The sequence below is a fragment of the Thermostichus sp. OS-CIW-32 genome (assembly GCF_054060415.1).
In genome coordinates this window covers 1-20,309 of record NZ_JBSSDD010000008.1, presented here as the reverse complement: position 1 = coordinate 20,309, position 20,309 = coordinate 1, and the positions used below count along the sequence as shown (strand labels likewise).

Below are 20,309 nucleotides of genomic sequence, written 5' to 3'. Positions count from 1 at the left end.
GGCTACACCTCCTCAGGCAACAAGAGGGGCTCCCGACCGGAAACCCCCGCCAAAACGGCTTCGGCAGCGCGGCAGGCGGCCAGAATATCTCGCTCTTCCCCTCCCAAATACACGCGGCCAAAGCTACCGAAAGGCATCACTTCTAGGATGTTGATCTGGGCAGATTTTTCTGCCTCGTTGGCAGCCAGGGGGGCATAGCCTGCCGGTTGCACCTCCAGGATGTAGAGGGTTTGGCCAGCCAGGAGCATTTGGCCACGGCGGGAACGGTTAATCAACTGGGTTTGGTGGGGATCGATGTTGCGGATGATCTGGCTGGAGATGATGCGGGGCTTGAGGCGCTCCTGTTCACTCACCCCTAAGGCAGCCAGAATCGCCCGTCCGGCGGTGCGGGTATCCCCTTGGTTGCTGGAGTGTACTTCCAGAAGGCCGTAGAGGCGTTCCACCACCTGCAGCCCCGGCCTCACCGAGGTGGCCTTCAGGGCAATATCCATAACGCGGTTGATCTCGATGCCGGGGGAAATCTCGACCCACAAAGAAGTGTCCCCAGGCAGGGGCAAAAAGCCGTAGGCTACTGTGCCCAGATAAGCAGCATACTGGGGTTGCAGCCGATCCAAAAACACGTAACTGCGAAGGTCGATCCCCAAAAAAGTCCTCCCTTTGGGCTCAGTTGGATGTTGAGCTGATGGCGATCTACATTCTCATTCTCCAGCCTCATCCCAGCTCTTGGATCTTGGGCAGACCGGCCAACCTTGGCGCATCAGTTGGGTTGCTGCCCGGCTCTACAGATCGCCCTGAGCCACCACCTTCACCGTTGTCAGGGCTTCCACGTCGATGGGCCCGCGCACGTGCAGCCGCTGGGTAGAAATGCCCAAAGACAGGTCGCGAAACGCTCCCAACGTGGGGATCCCAGCTCCCCGGCCTGCCGAGAGGGGGGAAGTGTTGATGTAGATCAGGGCGGCATCCACCTCTTGGAGAAAGCGTTGGGCCGCCGATTGGCTATCGGTGAGGATCGTCTCCGATTGACGGCAACCATTTTTGTTAATCCAGGCGATCGCCTCCGTCAGGTCGGCAATGGGCTGCAGGCGCAGATGAGGTCGTTCCGTCGAGTCAAAGCCTTGCCCAAGCGGCTGGAGCTGCGGGAACTGTTCCAGAATGGAGGCGGCTGCCTGGATATCGATCCCGTGACCCAGCAAGTCCTCAATCAAGGCGGTCAGATGGTTGGTGGCCCAATCGGTGTGGATCAGCAGCCAGAGGGTGAGAGGCTGATAGATAGGGATCCCTTCTGAGCCGTACTGGGCCAGGGGATCCAACAAAGCCGATTTGACCAAGGGCCAAGGGGCAGTGCGATCCAGATAGATGTGGCCGTAGCCCAAATGGGTGGCCAGAGTCGGCACTTTGCTGGCCTGCAACAGGAACTCCACCCAGCCGGGGCGACCGCAGGGAATCACCAGGTCGAGGTAGCGGGTTTGCTGTAGCAACGGCAACAGTGGGGAATCTGCTTGGGGATCTGCGGTTCGGTCTTGGGCGGGCAAGGTTTGAATGGCCCCTTCCGGGATCCCGTGCTCATAAGCCGTCTCTGCCAACAGGTTGACCATAGCCTGGTGAGTTTTCTGGATGGGACCGCTGCTGGCCAAAATCACGCCATTTCCTGTTTTTAGGCACATGCCAATGCCATTTAAGGCAAACTCGGGGTAGATTTCGTAGACCAGAGCAATCAACCCCAACGGGACGCGGTAGCGGCCAATAAACAGGCCATTCTCCTGGCGGTGCCCTTTCTCCAGCTTGCCAATGGGATCCGGCTGCTGGGCCAGGAGAGTCAGCAACTGGGCGGATCGCTGTAGACGCTCGGGGGTGAGCTTCAGGCCGTTGAGGATCCACTCCGGTACGGTTTGCTCGCGGCAACTTTCCAGGTCGAGGGTATTGGCTTCCAGGAGCAGATCGGAGCGCTCCAACAAACACCGCGAGAGAGCCAGCAGGGCCTGGCGCTTGGTTTGGCTGCTCAGCCGCTGCATCTGCGGTAGTAAGCGGCGTACCTGTCGCAGAGTGGTACCTAAGTCAAAGTCTGAACCGAAATCTGTCACTTGAACTTCTCCCGCCTAGCCCATTAGAGACAGACCCGCTGCGTTCTCCAGACCACTGCTAACAAGAAATGGTTGGATCCACAAGTGCTGGGGCTGCCAATTCTGGAGACCAGTCGCTGGAGAAAATCTCACTCACCTCAGGGCCGCCGCAGCAGCAGGATCGCCGTTACCATCAGCAGCGTTAGCAACAAGCCGAGAATCATGAACCAACTGAGCAACTGGGTTTGGTTTGGGAAGAGCACTGCGCCGATGAACCCAACCGCCAAGACAATGCCCAAGCTGAGGGTGAGGCCCAAGAGCGCGGATCCCTGTAGGGTGTTTTCCCGCCGCAACACCCATTGGTAGCCGTTCCAGAACCACATTTTGCGATAGGGATAAGAAACGGCCAGTTGCTCGATGTACAGGCGGTCGGGGGTAATGGCAAAAATATGCTGGCAACGGCTACACCCAAAGGCTTCGGTTAGGGTGATCAGGCGCAACTGACCTTGATGGCAGCACGGGCAGGGGTAAATTTTGGCGGGCTCAAGGGTCTGAGCGACACGCGGGGCTGAGTTTTGACGGGGAGACTTGCGGGGAGAAGAGAAGGCCACAGCTCTCAGCCGGTGAGAAGTTGGGATCCCTCACATCCTATCTTCAGGAAAGCGGAGTCAAGCCACCCAGAGATGGTGGACGTAGCGCCAGGTGAGGATTTGGTTGAGGGCAAAAAAAATGAAAGCCAGCAGCCCATATCCCAGCTTCAAGGCGACACCAAGATAGGGCCGCATCCGCTGGGGGATGAAGCTGAAATCGGTGTGTTTGGCCCAATGCACCAACGCCAGCACCTGCACGATGTGAACCGGCAGACAATAGCGGCTCATGCTTCGCTCGCCCAAGGGGCTCGTACCCGTCAGGGCAATGTAAAACATGGCCCAAGCAGCCAGGTGAAATCCCAGCCGCTCCCGCCAACACTGGCTTCTACCTGCCATAACTCCTGCCGCATCCATTAAACCTGTAACAAGCAGGGATCCCAGGGTGGCAGACACAAACAGTTGGCTAAGAGCGTCAGCCCACAGCCCAGGGTCTTTCATCGGTGCAGAAAGAGAGAGTAAGCTTTGCCAGCGTTCGGCGGAAAGGACATATGTGCGAGCTTGGAAAATAGCTTGATAATTGGCTTTCACGCCGGTAAAGTAACGCTGCATTTCCAGGTAGAGATCCCAGCGTCCAAAGCGAAGCTGACAATAGAAGAAAAAGCCCAGCCCTCCCAGCAAAGCCAGGCCCACCGTCACCATTGTCCAAAGCCGGCGACGGCCTCGGGATCCCTGCCAAAGATTGAGGAGAGGAATCAACGCCACCGGCAAACCCACAATCCGGGTAGCACTCATGGCCAGGCCGTGGATCCCGGCCAGGAGCATCAGCAGGGGACGATCCCAATAAATGAACCAGTAGAGAAAACCCAGCAAGCTGGCCATAAACAGAGACTCGCTGTAGCCCACGCACAGGTAGAAGCTGGTGGGATAGATGAAAATAATCAAGCTCGCCAAAATTTGCCAGAGTGGGGGAATTTGCCACCTGCGGTAGAACAGGAAAAGGTAAACCCACATCAGCCAGCAAAAGAGCTGAGCAGTTAAGTAAAGCCCCAGTTCAGGGTCAACGCTCAAAAGGTGACTGATTCCAGCCACCGCCAGGGGGTAACCGGGGAAAAAAGCCACGTTGCTCTGCTCATAGGCAATCTTATCAAAGCTCACAAACTGGTACCCTCGCCGCACAATGCTGAGATACCAATAGCTATCCCGCTGACTCAGAGCCGCGAAAGCAGAAGCATAGTCACCGCGTTTTGTCCAGAGGTATATCGTTAGCACTTGCAGGATAGTAAGCGCTAAGCCTAGCAAAGCAATCCGAACAGAGAAGCAACCTAAAAGTTTGCGGATCTGCTGCAACAGATGGCTGAGGCGAAGACTCATCGGCACATTGCTCTTTCTCTCGTCAAGACGGCTCCGTCAAGCCACCCAAAGATGTTGGACGTAGCGCCAGGTGAGGATTTGGTTGAGGGCAAAAAAGATGAAAGCCAAAAGACAATACCCCAGCTTCAGGGCACTGCCAAGATATCGCCAAGCCCGTTGGGGGATGAAGCTGAAATCGGTGTGTTTGGCCCAATGCAGCCAGGCCAGCACCTGCACGATGTAAACCGGCAGGCAATAGCGAACCATACTTCGCTGGCCCACCACACTCATTCCTGCTAAGGCAATGTAAAACATCACCCAAGCAGCCAAATGAAACCCCAGCCGCTCCTGCCAGCGCCGACTTTTGCCGGCTGTGGAGCTGATCCCATCTATCAAACCGGTCACCAGTAGGGATCCCAAGGTGAGAGGAACAAACACTTGACTGAGGGAAATTGCCCATATCCCAGCTTCCAAAGCTTCAGAAAAGGAAAACAGGGATCGCCAATGACCAATAGAAAAGAGAGGAGTATAGGTGTGCGCTTGAACAATGGCCAGGTAATTGACAGAGCTGGGGCCAAAGTAGGACTGCATTTCCATGTAGAGATCCCAGCGTCCAAAGCGAAGCTGACAGTAGAGAAAAAAGCCCAGCCCCCCCAGCAAAGCCAGGCTCACTGTCGCCACTGTCCAAAGCCAACGTCGGGATCCTGACCAGAGATTGAGAAGTGGAATCAAGGCTACCGGCAAACCCACAATGCGGGTGGCGCTCATTGCCAAGCCGTGGATCCCGGCCAGGAGCATCAGCAGGGGGCGATCCCAATGAATTGACCAGTAGAGAAAACCCAACAAGCTAGCTGTAAACAAAGACTCGCTGTAGCCCACACACAGATAAAAGCTGGTGGGATAAACCAGGATGAGCAAACTTGCCAAAGCCTGCCAGAGCGGGGGAATTTGCCACTTGCAGTAGAACAGGAAAAGGTAAACCCACATCAGCCAGCAAAAGAGCTGGGCGGTGAGGTAAAGCCCTAGTTCAGGGTCAACGCTCAAAAGGCGACTGATTCCGGCCACCGCCAGGGGATAGCCGGGGAAAAAAGCCACGTTGCTCTGCTCATAGGCAATCTTGTCAAAGCCCACAAACTGGTACCCTCGCCGCGTGATGCCGAGATACCAATGGCTATCCCACTGAGTTAGGCCCTTGAAGATGGAAACATAATCGCTCTCCTCACTCCAGAGGGAGATCATAAAGATCTGCAGCACTGTCAAGGCCAAACTGGGCAACAAGATTTGCCCTAAGAAACGGGCAAGGTACTGCAGACCTCGCTGCAACAGATGACTGAGAGGAAAGCTCATCGCTGAATCGTTAAGGGTGAAGATGGCACTTTGATTTCTTCTTGGTAATCGTCGTCGGAGTTCACCTGCCAGAGATTGTGACTACCGGGTCGGAGAATGTTCTCAGCCGCCAGCAAGCCCATCAGTAAACTGTGATCTTGGTTGTTGTATTTAAATGAGCCGTAGCGGCCCACCACTTGTAGATTTTCAAACTGGCTGAGATACTCCTGCAAAATGGCTAAATCTTCTTTATAGCTACCGGTATAGATGGGATAAGTGCGGGGCAGGCGCACCACAAAGCCACTGTAGATCTTTTGATCGTGAAGCAGGCCAATTTGACGCAGCTCCTTCTCGGCCAAAGCCAGCAATTCCTCCTCAGGAGCTTGCCACAAGGGATCCCCAAAGTTGCACCAATACTCACAGCACAAGGGGGTTTGCTCTTGGTTGGGCAACATGGCCGGAGACCAATTGGCGAAGTTGGTCACCCGTCCCACCCCCACCGTTGGATCGTTGATATACAGCCAGTTATCGGGGAAGAGCTGGGATCCCTGCACAATCAAGTAAACCAAGACAGTATTGCGAAATCTGAGATTGCGGGCTGCCTGCAGCACTTGGGGGGGAGGCAATTTCCGCAGGCTCTGCACCAACACCGTCAGAGGGATCGAGGAAATGACGTGGGAGGGGGAGACCCAAGTTTCACTTCCATCCTGAAGATTGCGCAGTTGCAGCTCGACAACTTGGGATCCCCGATGTCTGAGGGTGACTACTTCTGTGTTGAGCAGGACTTTTTGTCCCTCGGCAAGCAAATACTCCTGCATTTTTTCATAGAGCTGCCCGGATCCCAGACGAGGAAACTGAAACTGGTCGATCAGAGACTTGGCCAAGCTTCGATTCCACCCCAAGGCCTTTTGGATGGCTTGCCCAAGGCTGAGACCTTTGATGCGCTGGGCAGCCCAATCAGCACTGATCTCGGTACAAGGGATCCCCCAAAGCTTTTCCGTATATCCTTCAAAGAACATTTGAAAGAGTCGGGTGCCGAACTTGCCTTTGACCCAGTCGGCAAAGTTCTGGGGAGCTGGTCGCGGAATTAATTGTGCCCAGAGATAGGAAAGGACAATGTGCAGGCTTTCCCACCAACCCACTTTGCGCAGGACTTCCCAGGCCTGAATGGGGTACTGAAAATACTGCTTGCGGTAATAGATGCGGGTGAGCCGTCGGACGGTTACTTGCTCGGATTCCAAAACCTGATTCCACAACTCTCGCACCGGCAGGATTTTAGTGAAAAAACGGTGCGGGCCATAGTCCAAGATAAACCCCTGATACTGAATACTTTTGGCCAAACCCCCGACCTTCTCCTCTCGTTCTACCACCACTACGGAAAAACCCAGTTGGTTCAAGCGATAGGCAGCCGCCATGCCTGCCGGCCCCGCTCCCAGGATGTAGATGGGATCCCCCACTCTGTCTCTTCCCGAAACTGCTTTACAGGGACATTCTAAAACAGGTCGAGAAACTTCCCCACCACCGGCCAATTCCCTGCCAAACCCCAGGACAATGAGGGGAGAAAGGAAAGGTTAGACTGGTGAGGCTGCGGCTGGAGGCTGGCCTGTGCTGTTAACCAAGGGCTTTGAGGTGGAAATGTACACCGGCACCGCCGCCGGGGAAGTGGTGGGCTTGTCGGATCGCATTTGCCAGGCTTTGCCAGGGTTTGTGCGGGAGCCGGATCGGCGCAACGTGGAGTATATCACCCCTCCCCTTCGCCGCTACGAAGACCTGCTCTGTGCCTTGTTGCGGCCTCGCCTACAGTTGCGGCAATTTTTGCGCCGTCTTGGCCCTTACACCCTTCTGCCAGGGAGCACGCTAGCTTTGGGCGGCAGCGACCACTTCGAGCGGTCGGATCCCGGCAACCCCTACCACGACTACATCGAGCGCACCTATGGCACGCGGGTGGTAACTGCTAGCATTCACATCAATGTTGGCCTGCCAGGTACCGAGGCCATCTTCCGGGCCTGTCGCCTGCTGCGAGCGGAAGCATCTCTCTACCTAGCTCTGAGCGCTTCCTCTCCTTTTCTGGACGGACGGGTGACGGGATCCCACTCCAGCCGTTGGCAGGTGTTCCCCAAAACGCCGGCTCAGGTGCCCTTCTTCCGGGATCACGCCCACTACATTGCCTGGATCCAGGAGCAGCTAGCCTTGGGCACCATGCAGAATGTGCGCCACCTGTGGGCCTCGGTGCGACCCAACGGCCCGGAGCGGCCCTACCATCTCAACCGGGTGGAGCTGCGCATTTGCGATCTGGTGGGGGATCCGGTAATGGTTCTGGCGATTACCGCCTTGGTGGAAGCCCGTCTCTGGCAGTTGCTGGCCCAGCCGGAAGCGCTGGATCCCTTGCGGGGGCCCTTTACCCCGACAGAGCTGGAGAGCCTTTGCGAGGCCAACGAGCAGGCTGCTGCCCGAGAATCGCTGCAATCTCGTTTGGTCGATTGGCAGACAGGCCGGGAACGGGCGGCCCAAGAGTGGATCGAAGAGCTGCTGACCGAAGCTTGGCGCATTGGCCAACCTCAGGGCTTAGGCTGTTTTCTAGCTCCCTTGCAAACCCTACTCCACCAGGGCAATGAGGCCCAACGCTGGCTGAAGCAAGTCAACCAGGGATCCACACCTGCCCAGGTGTACCAAAAGGCCATCCAGGAGCTGGCCGAACAAGACCGAGAGAGGCAGGAAACCCTCTGTCAAGCTGTCGGCTAAGCCTCTGCCCAACGGTGAGCGTTCTCAACCCGGTGCTTTCTACACACTAGCTCGCCGAGCCAACTTATAGTCATTTCAAACTGGATTGAGACACTCCTACTGCTGCCCAAACGCTCCGCGCCGCTTCCGCGACCACCTCCAGTCCTTCTCCCAGAGAGAGAGGAGTTGGGAAGCAATGCAACAGATTTCATTCTTGTTTAAAATGCAATTCCCTAGGCAGGCTCCACCGCTTCTTGTAGGGCTTTGCGGGCAATGCGAGTGACGTAGACGGTAGCGGCTATGGTGGCGATGAGCCCCACGAGGCGAACGACCCATTGGGCGGTTTGAGCCTGAGGATCCAACTCCCTGCCTTCCATGTTGGCCAGGGATCCCGCCAATGAGCCGATGTACACATACATAAAAGTGCCCGGCACGATCCCGGCAGTGCCCAGCAAGTTATCCAGAAAAGAAATTTGGGTCAGCCCCAGGGCGTAGTTGAGCACATTGAAGGGAAACGCAGGCGACAGCCGAATCAGGCCGACTATTTTCCATCCCTCACGTCCCACTGCTCGGTCGATGGCCGCAAACTTGGCATTTCCCTCAATCCATTTCGCCACCTGTTCCCGCGCCAAGTAGCGCCCGATTAAAAAAGCCAAGTTGGCTCCAATGGTTGCCCCGATCAGCACGTACACAGTTCCGGCCAGCAACCCGAACACGGCCCCTGCCCCCAAGGTCAGCACCGAGGCTGGTAGAAGCAGCACCGTCGCTACAATGTAAATGGCAATGAAGAGGATTGGCCCCAGCAACCCCAAGCTTTCAATCCAAGCCAGAGCTTCGGCGAGCCAGTCTTGAATAACTCCAAAAAATCCCAATCGATGGGCTGCCCAAAAGATAAAAATGGCCAAGCCCAAGCCGGTAGCAAGCTTAAGCAAAATCCGCTGCTTTTGGGGATTTGTGTTGAGTTGAGGTAGATCTTCCATTGGCTAAACTCCTACAAAGTTCTTGTGAGGCGAGCTAGGGCAAGCCAGAGTAGACAGCTCTTGGAGTGGGGGAAGTATCTTTACCCGAAAGTCGTGCCGTTCCATCCCCAAAGATAGCCTTTGGCATCGCTGAACTCAATGTAAATCCTCTTCTTGGGGATCCCCAATCGGGCCTCGATGGTGCCACAAAAAAACTCGCTCATGGCCCGGGTTTGTTGGGCGGAAAATTGCCCGATACTCTTGATTTCCACGTAGCAACAGGGATCCCCACTGCCAGCAAAGGTCATCGGGATCCCACCCTCAAAGGCGGTCATCACGTAGGCTTCCGACTTGCCCAACTGTTCCGATAGAGCAGCAGACAGCACCTTAAGCAGTTCCTCTACTGCGGCGATTTCTGGTTGCACAGACGTTTGCAGCTTGATCAACGGCATGGATCCCTCTCCCTATCAACAAATTCATCTTGAAATTCATCTTGGCATTCTCAGCCCCGCTCTTCGGCAATCCACCTGTGGTAGCGTAGCGACAGAGTTGGGCAAACCTCTATGGAGCAGACGAAGCCGGCCAAGCCAGAGATCGGCCACCAGCAGGGCCAAATCGGGCCAGGCCCTTGTGCTGTGCAAACCGAAGCTGCCCCCGCTCCTGTCGGCCCCTACAGCCAGGGTGTTGCTGCTCTGGGGCCGTTTCTGTTCACCGCCGGGCAGGTGGGCCTGGATCCCAAAACCGGCAAACTGGTGGGGGAGGACATTGTTTCTCAAACTCGGCAGGCGTTGCTGAACGTGCAGGCAGTGCTGGAAGCGGGGGGCACCACTCTCGCCAATGTGGTGAAGACAACGGTTTTCCTGGCCGATATGGAGGACTTTGCGGCCATGAACGAGGTTTATCGAGAGTTTTTTGCCACCGATCCGGCTCCGGCCCGCTCTTGCGTGCAGGTGGCTCGCCTGCCCCTCAATGCCCGAGTAGAAATCGAGGTTGTGGCCTGCTACCCACAATCGACCTAAATGTCTCCTGAGTCCGGCTAGCGGAATGGTTTCTGGGTCGGCGCGGATCCCGGCAAATCGGGAACTGGATCGTAGCCCCCTGGGTGCCAGGGATGACAGCGACAGAGGCGACGGAGCCCCAGCCAACCCCCACGTAGGGCACCGTAGCGCCGCACCGCTTCCAAGGTGTACTGGGAGCAGGTGGGGTAGTAGCGACAAGCAGGCGGCAGCCAAGGAGAAATACCCACCTGGTAACCCCGGATCAGGGCAATCAAGCTGCGAGTGAGGGGATCCGATCGTTCAGGCATGGGTCGGAGTCCAAAAAGCGCATCTCTAGGTAACTTGAGGTTAGCTGTTATCCCAGACTGGAGGCGCCTGCAAAGGCGAGCAGGGCCGGTTCCCAGCCCCAGACCATACGGTTACAATCAGAAAGGTTAGCACCTAAATATTTCGGGCTGAGGGATCCGGCGAAGGTGGGCTTATCCTAGGGCGCGGTTCTGGGAGAACGCTTTGAGTTCCATTTTGCATAAGGAGTTGGCGTGAGGGTATTCGGGCAGCTGCAGCCGGCACAGCGGCGCAACTTGGGCATTTTGTTTGTGGCTGGGCTGCTCTTTTGGGCCAGTTTATCCTCGCTGCTGCCCACGTTGCCTCTCTACGTCAGAGATGCCGGTGGCACCAGCCAGCAAGTGGGCTGGGTAATGGGGGCCTTTTCGATTGGGTTGCTGGCCTTTCGCCCTGCGTTGGGTCGCCTGGCGGATGGCCACAGCCGGCAGATCGTGCTGCTTATCGGCATGGGGGTGGTGGGGATGGCCCCCATAGGATACTGGCTCTCCGATTGGATCCCATGGGTAGCGCTGGTGCGAGCCTTTCATGGGGTTAGCATCGCCGCTTTTGCCACGGCCTATGTGACTTTGGTGGTGGATTTTGCCCCAGAAGAAAAACGGGGTGAGATCCTGGGCTACATGAGTTTGGTCAATCCGATCGGCGCAGCCATTGGCCCTGCTTTGGGCGGCTTTTTGCGGGAGTTTGCCGGCTATGGCCCTTCGTTTCTCTTCTCTGCTCTGCTGGGGTTGGTGGGCTTTCTTTGTACCCAACTGGTTCGAGAACAGCGGCGTGAGCATTGGGGATCCCTGCCGATGGATGGGGCCTTCTGGAGCTTTCTGGGCAGCCCGAAGGTGCGCTCCCTCGCTTGGGTGATGTTTTTGGTGGGGTTGGCCTTCGGCACCCAGACCACCTTTGTGGCCTTGTTAATCCAAGAAGCCGGAGCTCCCCTGAATCCAGGTCTTTTTTATACGGCAGTGGCCTTTGCCAGCTTTGGAGTGCGCCTGCTCACCGGTCGCGCTTCCGATCGCTATGGGCGGGGGCCATTTATCTCCCTCAGCTTGGCCACCTATGCCTTGGCAATGGGGATCCTGATTGTTGCCAACAGCACCGGCGCTTTTCTGGCTGCTGGGATCGTGGTGGGTTGCGGTTTTGGTACTTTGATCCCTCTCATCTCTGCCCTCGTGGCCGATCGCTCGGAGCCGGCGGAGCGGGGTCGCCTGTTTAGCCTGGTGATGTGCGGGTTTGATTTGGGCATTGGCCTGGCGGGGCCCCTTTTGGGCACCTTAGCAGCGGGATCCGGCTATCGAGCCATGTTTGGCTATGCGGCTCTTCTTTCCTTGGCTTCCTTGGGTTCTTTTCTCTTCTTCTCCAATGGACGACCGGGGGACTCGCTGCGCTTTGCCTTGGGCCTGGGGCCGGATAGCCTTTCGGGTTGTCTGGAGGACAGCCGCAACCCGACCTCCTGGAGCCACCGGGTCAGCCCGCTCCCCCGGAGACGGGATCCCGTTCATAGATAGTCTCATATCTCTATCAGATCCCCCCTGCTCCACACCTGATCCACACCTGAATTGAGACTCAAGCCCTCTGCAGTTTCTACAGACAAACCGGCCCATTTCTGGAAACTCGCCCTATCCTAAGTTGGAGTTGGTGTACAAAAAGCAACTCTGGGCACGGGCTATGGAAGCGCGGCATTGGCTGGCCCTGATGGGATCCCTGGTGGTCAGTGCCTTCTGGGGATGGGTGGAAGCCGTCTGGGGGGTGACGGTGCGAGTGCAATTGGCCGATACCACTGCCCCTCTGGTGGTAGGCGTTTCTCTCCCTGCCCACCTGATCAACGGTCGGGGAGAGGTGCTGGCGGAGTTGCCCCCTATGCAGGGGTTTTTGGCTCAGCCCGGCCCTCGAGGGGTGCGTCTGCATGGAGTGGTTGACCCGGCGTTGTTCATCGAACCTCAGGAGGGTGGCCTGGTAGCGGTGAATGGCCGCTGGTACTCCGGCAAGGTGCTCTTGACCGGGTACAACCTGGTGATGGCCATCAACTACGTGGATCTGGAAGACTATGTGGCCAGTGTGGTGGATGCAGAAATGGGATCCCGGTTCTTCCCAGAAGCCCTGAAGGCGCAAGCGGTGGCAGCCCGCAGCTACGTTCTTTACCATCGCAATTCCCGCGGTTGGTTTGATGTGTTTAGCGATACTCGCTCCCAGGTGTACCGAGGGCTTTCCCAGCGGTCGGCAGCCGCCCTGGAAGCAACACAAGCCACCCGTGGTGTGGTCATGGTGTATGGGGGTCAGTTTGTCAATGCCATGTACAGCGCCAGCAGCGGCGGCCAAACCGTCGGGGTGAGTGGGATCCCTTATTTGATGAGCTTACCGGATGTCAGCCCCTATCCCAAGTTTGGGCATGGCATTGGCATGAGCCAGTGGGGCGCCCAAGAATTGGCCCGCCGAGGCTGGACTTACCGCCAAATTTTGGCCTACTACTACCGAGGGGTCAGCTTTGCTCGTTTGCCAGAGTGAGACCTTCAGTGCCCTGATTTGCTCTGTCTCGTCTGCGTCAACCGAACCGCGGCTTTTGGGCCTGAAAGACCTCTTGGGCTTTGGGATCCCCTCGCTGAGGGCGGCGTTGAACTCCACTTCGGTCATGGTGCTAGAGCCGAGATAGTAGCCCCAACGATACACCAGATCCCCAAGGATGCCGTAGTGTCTCAGGGTTTGCAGATCTTTCATCAGGAGCGCACCGTCACGAACGGATCCCACACCAGAAACCCTGCTCTGCTTTTTCGCCATTCGCATCTTCCCTTACAGCATTTTTGGGCCTGACTTTTAACTTGAAGAAGACCCCGTTTTGTTCCCACCTCAGCTTCAATTTTAGGCTTCTGGGAGTGGCCTCATGGGTAGAACACTCTATGTCTCCCAACAGGATTGCTACCTCAGCCTCGACCAGGAACGCCTGGTTGTCAAACGGGCTGGAGCTGTTCTTCAACAGGCTCAATTGCCCCACTTGGATCAGATTTTGATCTTTGGCCATGCCCAAGTCACAACCCAACTGATCCAGAGTTGCCTAGAGCGCAACATCCCCATCGCCTATCTTTCCCACATGGGGTACTGTGCTGGGCCGTCATCAACCGGCAGGTGCAGACCTACAAGCAGTTTGTAAATGATGTAAATGATCAGATCCCTGTTTACTTGCCGTTCCTCATCCGCTGAGGGGATCCCACATGCAGCTCTACGTCATCACCTACGACATCCCCGACAACAAACGACGCAAGAAAGTCTCTGACTTGCTTGATCATACTTGGGAAAGCTATTGGACTCTGGTTCCGCTGGGGGATCCCGACAAGCCTTTGCAAGCTAAAACTAAAGATCCCGACTACAAGTCCTGGAAAGAATCCCAGCAAACTCTAGCCCAAAGCCGAGTTGAATTGCCGACCAACCCTGAAGAAAAAGCCTATGGGAATTTGAATGTGGACACCTGGTGGGGCAGCTTGCAAGCGCGTTTGGGTCAGTCGATTCAGGCTATTAAAAATACCCGCACCTGGCAGATCCCGGTGGCCCCTGGGGAGCGGTCTACCCTCTCAGGCATGTACAGCGCGGTTCACCCCAATTTGCTCTATCGGGATCGATTCCGTGAAGGGGCAGGGTTGCCGGCGGGATCCCTGCGCATGTTCTGGAAACTGATGGCCGAAGTTTATCCGGGGCTTTTCAACGGCTCGGAGATGTTGAACGCGGTGGAACTGACCAAACGCATGGCCTGGAAGTATGGGGGCATTGCCAACTCTCTGGGAGTAGCCGAAGAAGAGGACGATCTGGAAAACCTGATCCGGTTTCCCAACCTCAGCTCCATTGCAGCAGCCCGCTTTGCCCATGATGCTCCCGAAAAGGTGAAACAGTATTGGCACGTGTTGGAGAAGCAGATCCGACAAGTTCTGCCGGAATATCGGGATCGATTTGGATCCCTGACGCGCCGCCCTTTTCAGGTGCCGAAGACGGATGAGCAAATGATTCCTGATCCCCAACCCCTCTCCCAGCGGACGAGGGGAGAAGCACCCTACAACGGAGTGATGTTTTCCAGCAGATGGCTGGTGGACGATCTGGGGCTCCAGGATCCTGAAGATATTGCCCTATTGCGAGAAGCCGTGGATCAAGCCCATCGACAGGTGGGTCTAACCGGGGGCAGTCCCTCCGACTGGTGGGTGATTGTACTGGCGGATGGAGACAACATGGGCAAGTATGTCAGCGGCTCCAGGCTACACCCCTATGAGACCTACCTGCCTGAAGATGTTGCCGATCAATTGAAGAAGAATGGCTTGGAGTGGCAGGAGCTTCTGCAAAATGTCAAAAAGCGCATGGGGCCAGCCACCCACGTGGGGCTTAATCGGGCCTTGTTGGATTTCTCCAATCGACTAGTTCCTTACCTGACGGAGAAACGCTTCTGTGGTCGGGTGGTCTACAGTGGCGGAGACGATGTCATGGCTCTCTTGCCCTTAGAAGATCTGCCCGAATATCTCCTCTTCCTGCGCGCAGCTTGGTGTGGGAATTGGTGTGGGAAACGGGATCCCAAAGACGAGTTCAGATTTGAAGGAGGATTTTGGCATCCCCAGCCGGGTAAAGATCTCTCCGGCCTGCCCAATCGTCCCCTTTTCACCATGGGCGAAGGAGCCACCATGAGCATCGGCGTGGTGATCGCCAACAAAGGGATCCCTCTGCCCACCGTCCTGGAAAATCTCTGGGAAGCTGAGAAGCATCGAGCCAAGAAGATCCCTGGCAAGGATGGTCTTTGCTTCCGGGTCATTTACCAATCCGGGAATACCTTGGAGGCCCTGATGAAAGGGGAACTGCTGGAGCAATGGTGGGACTGGTTAAAGCAAGGGCCGGAACTGGATCTGGGGCCAGTGCTATATCGTTTGGCCGAAGAACTGCCGCTGCGCTGTGTGATCTCTGCAAATAACAAGCTGTTTAAGCTGGCCACCACCACGATTTTGGCGCGACTAGACCGAGCTGAGAAGCTGGAACCTGTTCGGGAGCTTTTGGTGAACTGGATCAATGCCTGGGAAAGCTGGGCATTCGAGTTTCAAGGCAAGTCAGAGGCTCTGGGCGCCACTCCGGTAGATTTGGGTAATCTCTTGAGATTCTCAGCCTTTTGGATAGACAAGGAAAAACAACGAGATGATTGGATCAAAAAACCTCAGGAAATTGAGGCAAAGTAAGAGGATCGAGATGCGGTTACAAGACAAAGCCAAGTTACAAAATATTCACCCCTGGAGAGTTGAAGATTACCATCACATGATCGAAAACGGTGTGCTGACCGATGCCGACCGGGTGGAGTTATTAAAGCCGGGATCTGGGATGACTGGGTTGTTGATGTCAAGGCCAAGGAGAGCGCTCTTTATCACACCCTGCGGAAGGTTTTTATCAAGAAGTGCAAGTGGTTAAAGAGCGTGATTGCCTCTCTCCTTTGGCTTTCTCTGAGGTCACCTTCTGTGTCGAAGATTTATTTCCACAAGGCAGGTAATTCTTATGTCTGAAACTCAACTGTACTGGTACGCCCTAGAGCCTATGGATGTGCTGCTCTTCCGCGAGAGCAAACCTTTTTCTCCCGGCGAGGGATCCTGGGCGAAAGGATTATTTCCCCCTATGCCCACCACGATCTTTCAAGCGCTACGCTCCGCCCTGCCCTACACCTCAGACAAGGCTCGAAATCTCAAGTCCCTGGGGCCATTTCTCCTGGATGAGCAAGATACGCTCTGGCTACCCGCTCCCAAGGATCTCCTGGCTACGGGTCAATCGGATCCCCATGCTGATCCAGACACGACCCCAGAAGACAACTTCGAAGAGAAAGTCCGGGGAGACCAATACTCTCGCCTACAGCCGGCTGAGGGGGATCCTTGGAAACCTATCGGCTGGGATGATCAAAAACTCCCGCCCCTGGTGCCCCCCTCTCTCAAAAAAGGGGAGTACATCAAAGGCCGTCCCCACCCCTGGATGCGGGCCTCGGCACTGAGTGCTTATCTCCAAGGATCCCTACCCCAGGCCGACGACTTTCATGAGGATCCCTGGGATACCCAGGTACTACCTCACATCGACATCAAATCTGACACTCGCCAAGTGAAAGAGGAGGCGGGCTACTTTACCGAGGTGGCAACCCGGCTGCGGTGGGGGTGGCGATTGGCGGCAGCCATCAGTGCTCGGATCCCGGCCACCACCGTTCGCTTGGGCGGAGAGGGACATCGCGCCCTGGTCACGCCTCTGGAAGATTGGGATCCCGGCATCGATTGGGAGCGGTTTCGGCAGGGGACGGGTCGGGTGGCTTATCTACTCACTCCGGGCTTAGCGCAGCCTGAAGCGGATCCCCGCATCTATCAGGCCTATCCCCCCCAGTGGCAGCCTTATCTGGCGGGATGCGCCACGGATCGGGCCTTGCTATGGGGTGGAATTTCTGCGGTTCGGCGACAGGGCAGTGAGCGATTAGACTTTGCGCTGCTACCTCAACGGGCTTTCATCCCCGCCGGCACAGTGTATCACTTCAAGGAGGATCCACCACTGCCAAGGCAGCTTATAGGCAATCCATGCGCCCAGTCCCAGACCTTTGCATCATTAAATTACGGAACACTTTTGTGGGGAATTGTAAAATGATTCAACCTGACTTTCGCGTTGGCTATCTTTACAGCCTTGCCCCCATCCATTGCGGTGGAGAAGGCGACTTAGGCAATATCCTGGAAATTGCCCGTGAATCTCACACCAACTTTCCCTACATCCCAGGATCCTCTTTACGAGGAAGCCTGCGGAACGAGGTGACACTCCAAGATCCAGAAATCGCTGATACCCTCTTTGGACGGGAACTCCAAAAAGACGGCCAGATGGGGGTTCACCAAGTCTGGTTTGGAGATGCCCGTTTACTGTGGGTGCCGATGCGCACCATGTCTCTAGAGGGATCCGATTCCGTTTTCTGTTGGGTGAGCTGTCATTCCCTACTGCGAGATCACGCCTTGCTGTGCCGTCAGCCTCTTCCAGTTCTCCCCAGAACCCCTGTAGGAACAAAACCTGGTGTTTATGTTGTGGCAGACGCAGAAGTGCATGTTGAGAAACTCCCTGAAGGGCAAACCTTCTCACTGGTTGGGGAGTGGCCCGCTGTTTTACAGGGGGATACCCAAAAAACCTGGAAACACAATCGGATCATTCTTCCCGACAGCGATTTCCAGATCTTGATGGAGCACTCCCTTTGGACGCAGATCCGTAACAAGATTCAGGAAGATCCTGAAGGAGCTAACCAAGTAGGCTCGGCAGAAGTGTTTTGGACAGATGTGTGCATCCCTCGTGACACGATTCTTTATTTTACTTGGGGATATAGCCCCCTGCCCCATCAGCAAGATCTCACCCAAGAACATGAGATTTTGATCAACATTCTTCAAGGTTTGTTCCAAGTAGGAGGACAAGCCAACGTTGGACGAGGCTGGGTTCAAGGATGGGTCTCCAATGCTTCTCCGCCCGCTCTACAAGCCAAATCTGAAAACACCGCAGGAGTTTAAGGATGTCGAAAAACAAGTACGCCAAGAGCTCTCCTAAGCCCGTTCCTCCAAATCCCAAATTGGAGAGCAAAGCTATATCTTCCAACCCGCCAATAGACAGATCCCCTGTTCCCACGTCGTCTGAGCGACAACCAACAGGCGTGCGCCCGGAGCATATCAGCCTGCTAGCCTATAAACACATCCAACAGTACATAAAATCTCAGGGGAAACAGTCTCTTTCTCAGGAAGATCTCAACGCAGTGCTCCGACTTTCCCAGCACCTGAGAGTTTTTGGCTTACTCTCGGCCATAGGATATGTTAACCAGTCCAATGCTCAAGAGGGTAAAGTAAGACAGAGAACAGTTCCTGTCTGGACTTCTTTATTGGGACAACTGGTTAACGAAAATAATTCCTTAGATTCCAGAGAATTAATGCAGCGGATCCAAACTTTGGCCAGCGACCAACCTGCAGAGTACCTTGCGCTATGGCGGAGGGCGTTGGTTCTCTCAAATCACTGGAACTTTTGGGCTAGAGCTTATCTTTCAGGAGATACAAATGGAGAAAACACTGATGTACACCGGGCCGCGTCTAATTAAGCTATTGGCTGAGCAACATCAAAAGCGATCCTCAAACCTTTTCCGTCAGGGAACTTTCACTTTGCGTTGGCGAGCAAAAGTGGGATCCTATCCTCATCCCGATGTGGAAACTCTTGTTTCAGCAGGGGAACCCTGTGGGCCATGGCAGCCCAAAAGAGGTCGGCCAGAGGATAAGCGCAATGTTGGTGAAAACTGGGAACTTATGCCTGACTTGCCTCTCAACGGGTACATTCCAGGTTCTTCAATCCGAGGAATTGTGCGGGCCTGGGCAAAGCAACAACCGGAGCGGATCCCCAAGATGGAAGCTCTCCTTGGATTTCAGAAAGAGACTGTTATCTCGGCAGGAAAGATTCAATTTCTCGACGCTTGGCCCCTAGAGCCCACCCGTTAAGCCTCGATATTGTCAACCCTCAGCAAAACTTTCAGGTGTTCCACCAGGGTCAAGGCACTCCTTTATCGCTCTACACACTGGGCAATGGTCGGGAACCCATTGATTTTCTCGTAGCTATCCAGGGCGTTCCCGGCGCAACTGAAGAAGAAGTCGATGAGGTCTGGTCATGGGTTCAACAAGCCTTAAAAGTCTTGGGGATAGGTAGCCGCACGGCCTCTGGATATGGTCGGATTTCGATCCCTAACCACAAGGGATCCAGACAGTTAAGTGAAGGCATATCAAGTATACTCTTTAGATTCCATCTCTCCAGCCAGGGTAATGCGGGCCCTAACATGAGAACCCTGGAGCTGCGACCTTCGCATTGGCGAGGATGGCTTAGATCCTGGGCATTGCGATTCTTTCTGGGAGTTATGAGCCAAGAGAATGCAGAGAAGACAGTGAGTGAGCTTTTTGGAACCCTAGAACCCAAGTCTCAAAAAGGGTGCATAAGGCTGGAAATGATCCAGGGAGATATCTGGGCACGCAAGTCGAAAAACTCCCCAACCTTCTACTCATGGCAGGGAGAACTTAGAATTGAAGCTCCCAAAGAGATCCTCATGGGAATCCTTCTCCCCATTGTGCGAGTTGCAGTGATGACCGGAGGAGTAGGGCGAGGTTGGAGAAGACCACTTCACATTTTCATGATGGAAAGAAGAGACAACTCTCCTGCAGCCCGAGGCAGTCACCTGACGCTTGATATCAAAATTAAGGGTGAGTACAGGGTGTTTGGAATACGTCTTGAACCAGAAAAATGGAGGCAAGTATACGAAGAGTGGTATCAAAAAGTTGGACAAATCTGGCCGGAACGTTTGCTCAGTGGAGATCAGAACCCCAATTATGAGGCATTCTCACCCAGCAGTTGCGCTGTATTCGCTGTCCCTGGCCCTGACCAGGATCCCATTGATGCGTTAGGTTCAAATTGGGTTGATCCTATCGATGTAGAGGGTACCCGAGGAAATGGTATGGGGTTGGTTTATCAACAAAATCGACATCAAAACTACAAGCGGAATCCCGATCTTGGTGGAGACGCTGCGCGAGGCAGCGCCCATTGCTCTTGGGTAACGATTAGGAGGCACAAGATTAAGCATAAGCAAGTTGGTACTCAATGCCAGGAAGTGGTCTGCCTATTCATGGGAGGTGTCCAAGCTGGATGCCAGCATGTCCGTTCCCAGTTTCTCAATGACTTATCTCGAATAAAAGGCAGTCTCCATCTCTTCGGTCTGAAGTCTGAACAGCCTTGAAAAGATGAACTTTTCGCTCCTTCTAGGTTGTGTTGATCTTTCATTTGAGCCAAAAGAGAGCACTGACGAGATAGAGAAAACTCAAGAAGTTCCTGGCCAATTTGTCAAAACGAGAACATAGATGCCGGTACTGCTTTAACTTATGAAAAAAGCATTCGATTAAATGCCTCTCTTGATACAGATGCTTGTCATAATGCCGCTGCGTCTTTCTA

At 55.1% G+C, this 20,309-nt stretch carries 18 protein-coding genes and 1 pseudogene; 9 read left to right on the top strand and 10 right to left on the bottom strand.

The window, feature by feature from the left end:
* Nucleotides 1-2 precede the first annotated feature (2 nt).
* From ACVWY8_RS09905 to ACVWY8_RS09880, 6 genes are all read right to left on the bottom strand, one after another.
* The gene (locus ACVWY8_RS09905) at nt 3-644 is read right to left on the bottom strand and encodes a hypothetical protein (RefSeq protein WP_011432202.1); all 642 of its coding nucleotides are present in this window, start codon (nt 642-644) and stop codon (nt 3-5) included.
* A gap of 135 nt (nt 645-779) precedes the next feature.
* On the bottom strand, nt 780-2,081 hold the full coding sequence (locus tag ACVWY8_RS09900) for a gamma-glutamyl phosphate reductase (RefSeq protein ID WP_457394564.1): 1,302 nt from the start codon (nt 2,079-2,081) through the stop codon (nt 780-782).
* A 137-nt stretch (nt 2,082-2,218) separates the two neighbouring features.
* Entirely contained in the window at nt 2,219-2,671 is a 453-nt protein-coding gene (locus ACVWY8_RS09895; RefSeq protein ID WP_011432204.1) for a hypothetical protein, read from the bottom strand.
* 57 nt (nt 2,672-2,728) lie between these two features.
* The gene (locus ACVWY8_RS09890) at nt 2,729-3,805 is read right to left on the bottom strand and encodes a hypothetical protein (RefSeq protein WP_457394567.1); all 1,077 of its coding nucleotides are present in this window, start codon (nt 3,803-3,805) and stop codon (nt 2,729-2,731) included.
* Nucleotides 3,806-4,057: 252 nt separating this feature from the next.
* The gene (locus ACVWY8_RS09885; RefSeq protein WP_457394570.1) at nt 4,058-5,347 is read right to left on the bottom strand and encodes a hypothetical protein; all 1,290 of its coding nucleotides are present in this window, start codon (nt 5,345-5,347) and stop codon (nt 4,058-4,060) included.
* The gene (locus ACVWY8_RS09880) at nt 5,344-6,783 is read right to left on the bottom strand and encodes an NAD(P)/FAD-dependent oxidoreductase (protein ID WP_414409351.1); all 1,440 of its coding nucleotides are present in this window, start codon (nt 6,781-6,783) and stop codon (nt 5,344-5,346) included. Before ACVWY8_RS09880 ends, ACVWY8_RS09885 begins: the two co-directional genes overlap by 4 nt.
* A 148-nt stretch (nt 6,784-6,931) precedes the next feature.
* On the opposite strand from ACVWY8_RS09880, the gene gshA reads away from it, so the two are divergent.
* Complete coding sequence (gene gshA / locus ACVWY8_RS09875; RefSeq protein ID WP_457394573.1) at nt 6,932-8,068, top strand: glutamate--cysteine ligase; 1,137 nt, start codon at nt 6,932-6,934, stop codon at nt 8,066-8,068.
* Nucleotides 8,069-8,280: 212 nt separating this feature from the next.
* Here the strand turns inward: gshA and ACVWY8_RS09870 are convergent, their stop codons facing one another.
* Both ACVWY8_RS09870 and ACVWY8_RS09865 read right to left on the bottom strand, forming a co-directional pair.
* Nucleotides 8,281-9,027, bottom strand: a complete 747-nt coding sequence (locus ACVWY8_RS09870) for a TVP38/TMEM64 family protein (RefSeq protein WP_457394576.1) — start codon at nt 9,025-9,027, stop codon at nt 8,281-8,283.
* Between the two features lie 80 nt (nt 9,028-9,107).
* The gene (locus ACVWY8_RS09865; protein ID WP_414344080.1) at nt 9,108-9,458 is read right to left on the bottom strand and encodes a phenylpyruvate tautomerase MIF-related protein; all 351 of its coding nucleotides are present in this window, start codon (nt 9,456-9,458) and stop codon (nt 9,108-9,110) included.
* A gap of 183 nt (nt 9,459-9,641) precedes the next feature.
* Between ACVWY8_RS09865 and ACVWY8_RS09860 the strand changes: the two genes are divergently transcribed.
* A complete protein-coding gene (locus ACVWY8_RS09860) occupies nt 9,642-10,025 on the top strand; it encodes a RidA family protein (RefSeq protein WP_414407490.1) in 384 nt (127 codons plus the stop codon).
* A gap of 17 nt (nt 10,026-10,042) precedes the next feature.
* Here the strand turns inward: ACVWY8_RS09860 and yidD are convergent, their stop codons facing one another.
* The gene (yidD, locus tag ACVWY8_RS09855; protein WP_414344078.1) at nt 10,043-10,312 is read right to left on the bottom strand and encodes a membrane protein insertion efficiency factor YidD; all 270 of its coding nucleotides are present in this window, start codon (nt 10,310-10,312) and stop codon (nt 10,043-10,045) included.
* Between the two features lie 231 nt (nt 10,313-10,543).
* Between yidD and ACVWY8_RS09850 the strand changes: the two genes are divergently transcribed.
* The 7 genes from ACVWY8_RS09850 (at nt 10,544) to ACVWY8_RS09820 (ending at nt 20,097) form a co-directional block, all read left to right on the top strand.
* Nucleotides 10,544-11,845 carry an MFS transporter gene (locus ACVWY8_RS09850; protein WP_457394578.1) on the top strand — a complete coding sequence of 434 codons (1,302 nt, stop codon included), beginning with the start codon at nt 10,544-10,546 and terminating at the stop codon, nt 11,843-11,845.
* A gap of 130 nt (nt 11,846-11,975) precedes the next feature.
* Nucleotides 11,976-12,842, top strand: a complete 867-nt coding sequence (locus ACVWY8_RS09845; RefSeq protein WP_457394581.1) for a SpoIID/LytB domain-containing protein — start codon at nt 11,976-11,978, stop codon at nt 12,840-12,842.
* Between the two features lie 373 nt (nt 12,843-13,215).
* Entirely contained in the window at nt 13,216-13,482 is a 267-nt protein-coding gene (locus ACVWY8_RS09840) for a CRISPR-associated endonuclease Cas1 (protein ID WP_414344071.1), read from the top strand.
* Between the two features lie 61 nt (nt 13,483-13,543).
* Nucleotides 13,544-15,532: a type III-B CRISPR-associated protein Cas10/Cmr2 gene (gene cas10 / locus ACVWY8_RS09835; RefSeq protein WP_457394584.1), complete on the top strand. Its 1,989-nt coding sequence runs from the start codon at nt 13,544-13,546 to the stop codon at nt 15,530-15,532.
* 310 nt (nt 15,533-15,842) lie between these two features.
* Nucleotides 15,843-16,958 carry a type III-B CRISPR module-associated Cmr3 family protein gene (locus ACVWY8_RS09830; RefSeq protein WP_457394587.1) on the top strand — a complete coding sequence of 372 codons (1,116 nt, stop codon included), beginning with the start codon at nt 15,843-15,845 and terminating at the stop codon, nt 16,956-16,958.
* Nucleotides 16,892-17,851 (top strand): RAMP superfamily CRISPR-associated protein, encoded by a 960-nt coding sequence (locus ACVWY8_RS09825; protein WP_457394590.1) that lies wholly within the window; start codon nt 16,892-16,894, stop codon nt 17,849-17,851. Before ACVWY8_RS09830 ends, ACVWY8_RS09825 begins: the two co-directional genes overlap by 67 nt.
* A 1,376-nt stretch (nt 17,852-19,227) precedes the next feature.
* Nucleotides 19,228-20,097 carry a hypothetical protein gene (locus ACVWY8_RS09820; protein ID WP_457394593.1) on the top strand — a complete coding sequence of 290 codons (870 nt, stop codon included), beginning with the start codon at nt 19,228-19,230 and terminating at the stop codon, nt 20,095-20,097.
* Nucleotides 20,098-20,137: 40 nt separating this feature from the next.
* Here the strand turns inward: ACVWY8_RS09820 and ACVWY8_RS09815 are convergent.
* Nucleotides 20,138-20,309 (bottom strand): annotated as a pseudogene (locus ACVWY8_RS09815) (IS5-like element ISSoc13 family transposase); the annotation flags it as partial.

What these genes read in the sequence shown, in the direction of transcription:
- ACVWY8_RS09885 (WP_457394570.1), bottom strand. Translation starts at nt 5,347, where the DNA reads ATGAGCTTTCCTCTCAGTCATCTGTTGCAGCGAGGTCTGCAGTACCTT.
- ACVWY8_RS09870 (WP_457394576.1), bottom strand. Translation starts at nt 9,027, where the DNA reads ATGGAAGATCTACCTCAACTCAACACAAATCCCCAAAAGCAGCGGATT.
- ACVWY8_RS09865 (WP_414344080.1), bottom strand. Translation starts at nt 9,458, where the DNA reads ATGCCGTTGATCAAGCTGCAAACGTCTGTGCAACCAGAAATCGCCGCA.
- yidD (WP_414344078.1), bottom strand. Translation starts at nt 10,312, where the DNA reads ATGCCTGAACGATCGGATCCCCTCACTCGCAGCTTGATTGCCCTGATC.
- ACVWY8_RS09840 (WP_414344071.1), top strand. Translation starts at nt 13,216, where the DNA reads ATGGGTAGAACACTCTATGTCTCCCAACAGGATTGCTACCTCAGCCTC.
- cas10 (WP_457394584.1), top strand. Translation starts at nt 13,544, where the DNA reads ATGCAGCTCTACGTCATCACCTACGACATCCCCGACAACAAACGACGC.
- ACVWY8_RS09830 (WP_457394587.1), top strand. Translation starts at nt 15,843, where the DNA reads ATGTCTGAAACTCAACTGTACTGGTACGCCCTAGAGCCTATGGATGTG.
- ACVWY8_RS09825 (WP_457394590.1), top strand. Translation starts at nt 16,892, where the DNA reads ATGCGCCCAGTCCCAGACCTTTGCATCATTAAATTACGGAACACTTTT.
- ACVWY8_RS09820 (WP_457394593.1), top strand. Translation starts at nt 19,228, where the DNA reads ATGAGCCAAGAGAATGCAGAGAAGACAGTGAGTGAGCTTTTTGGAACC.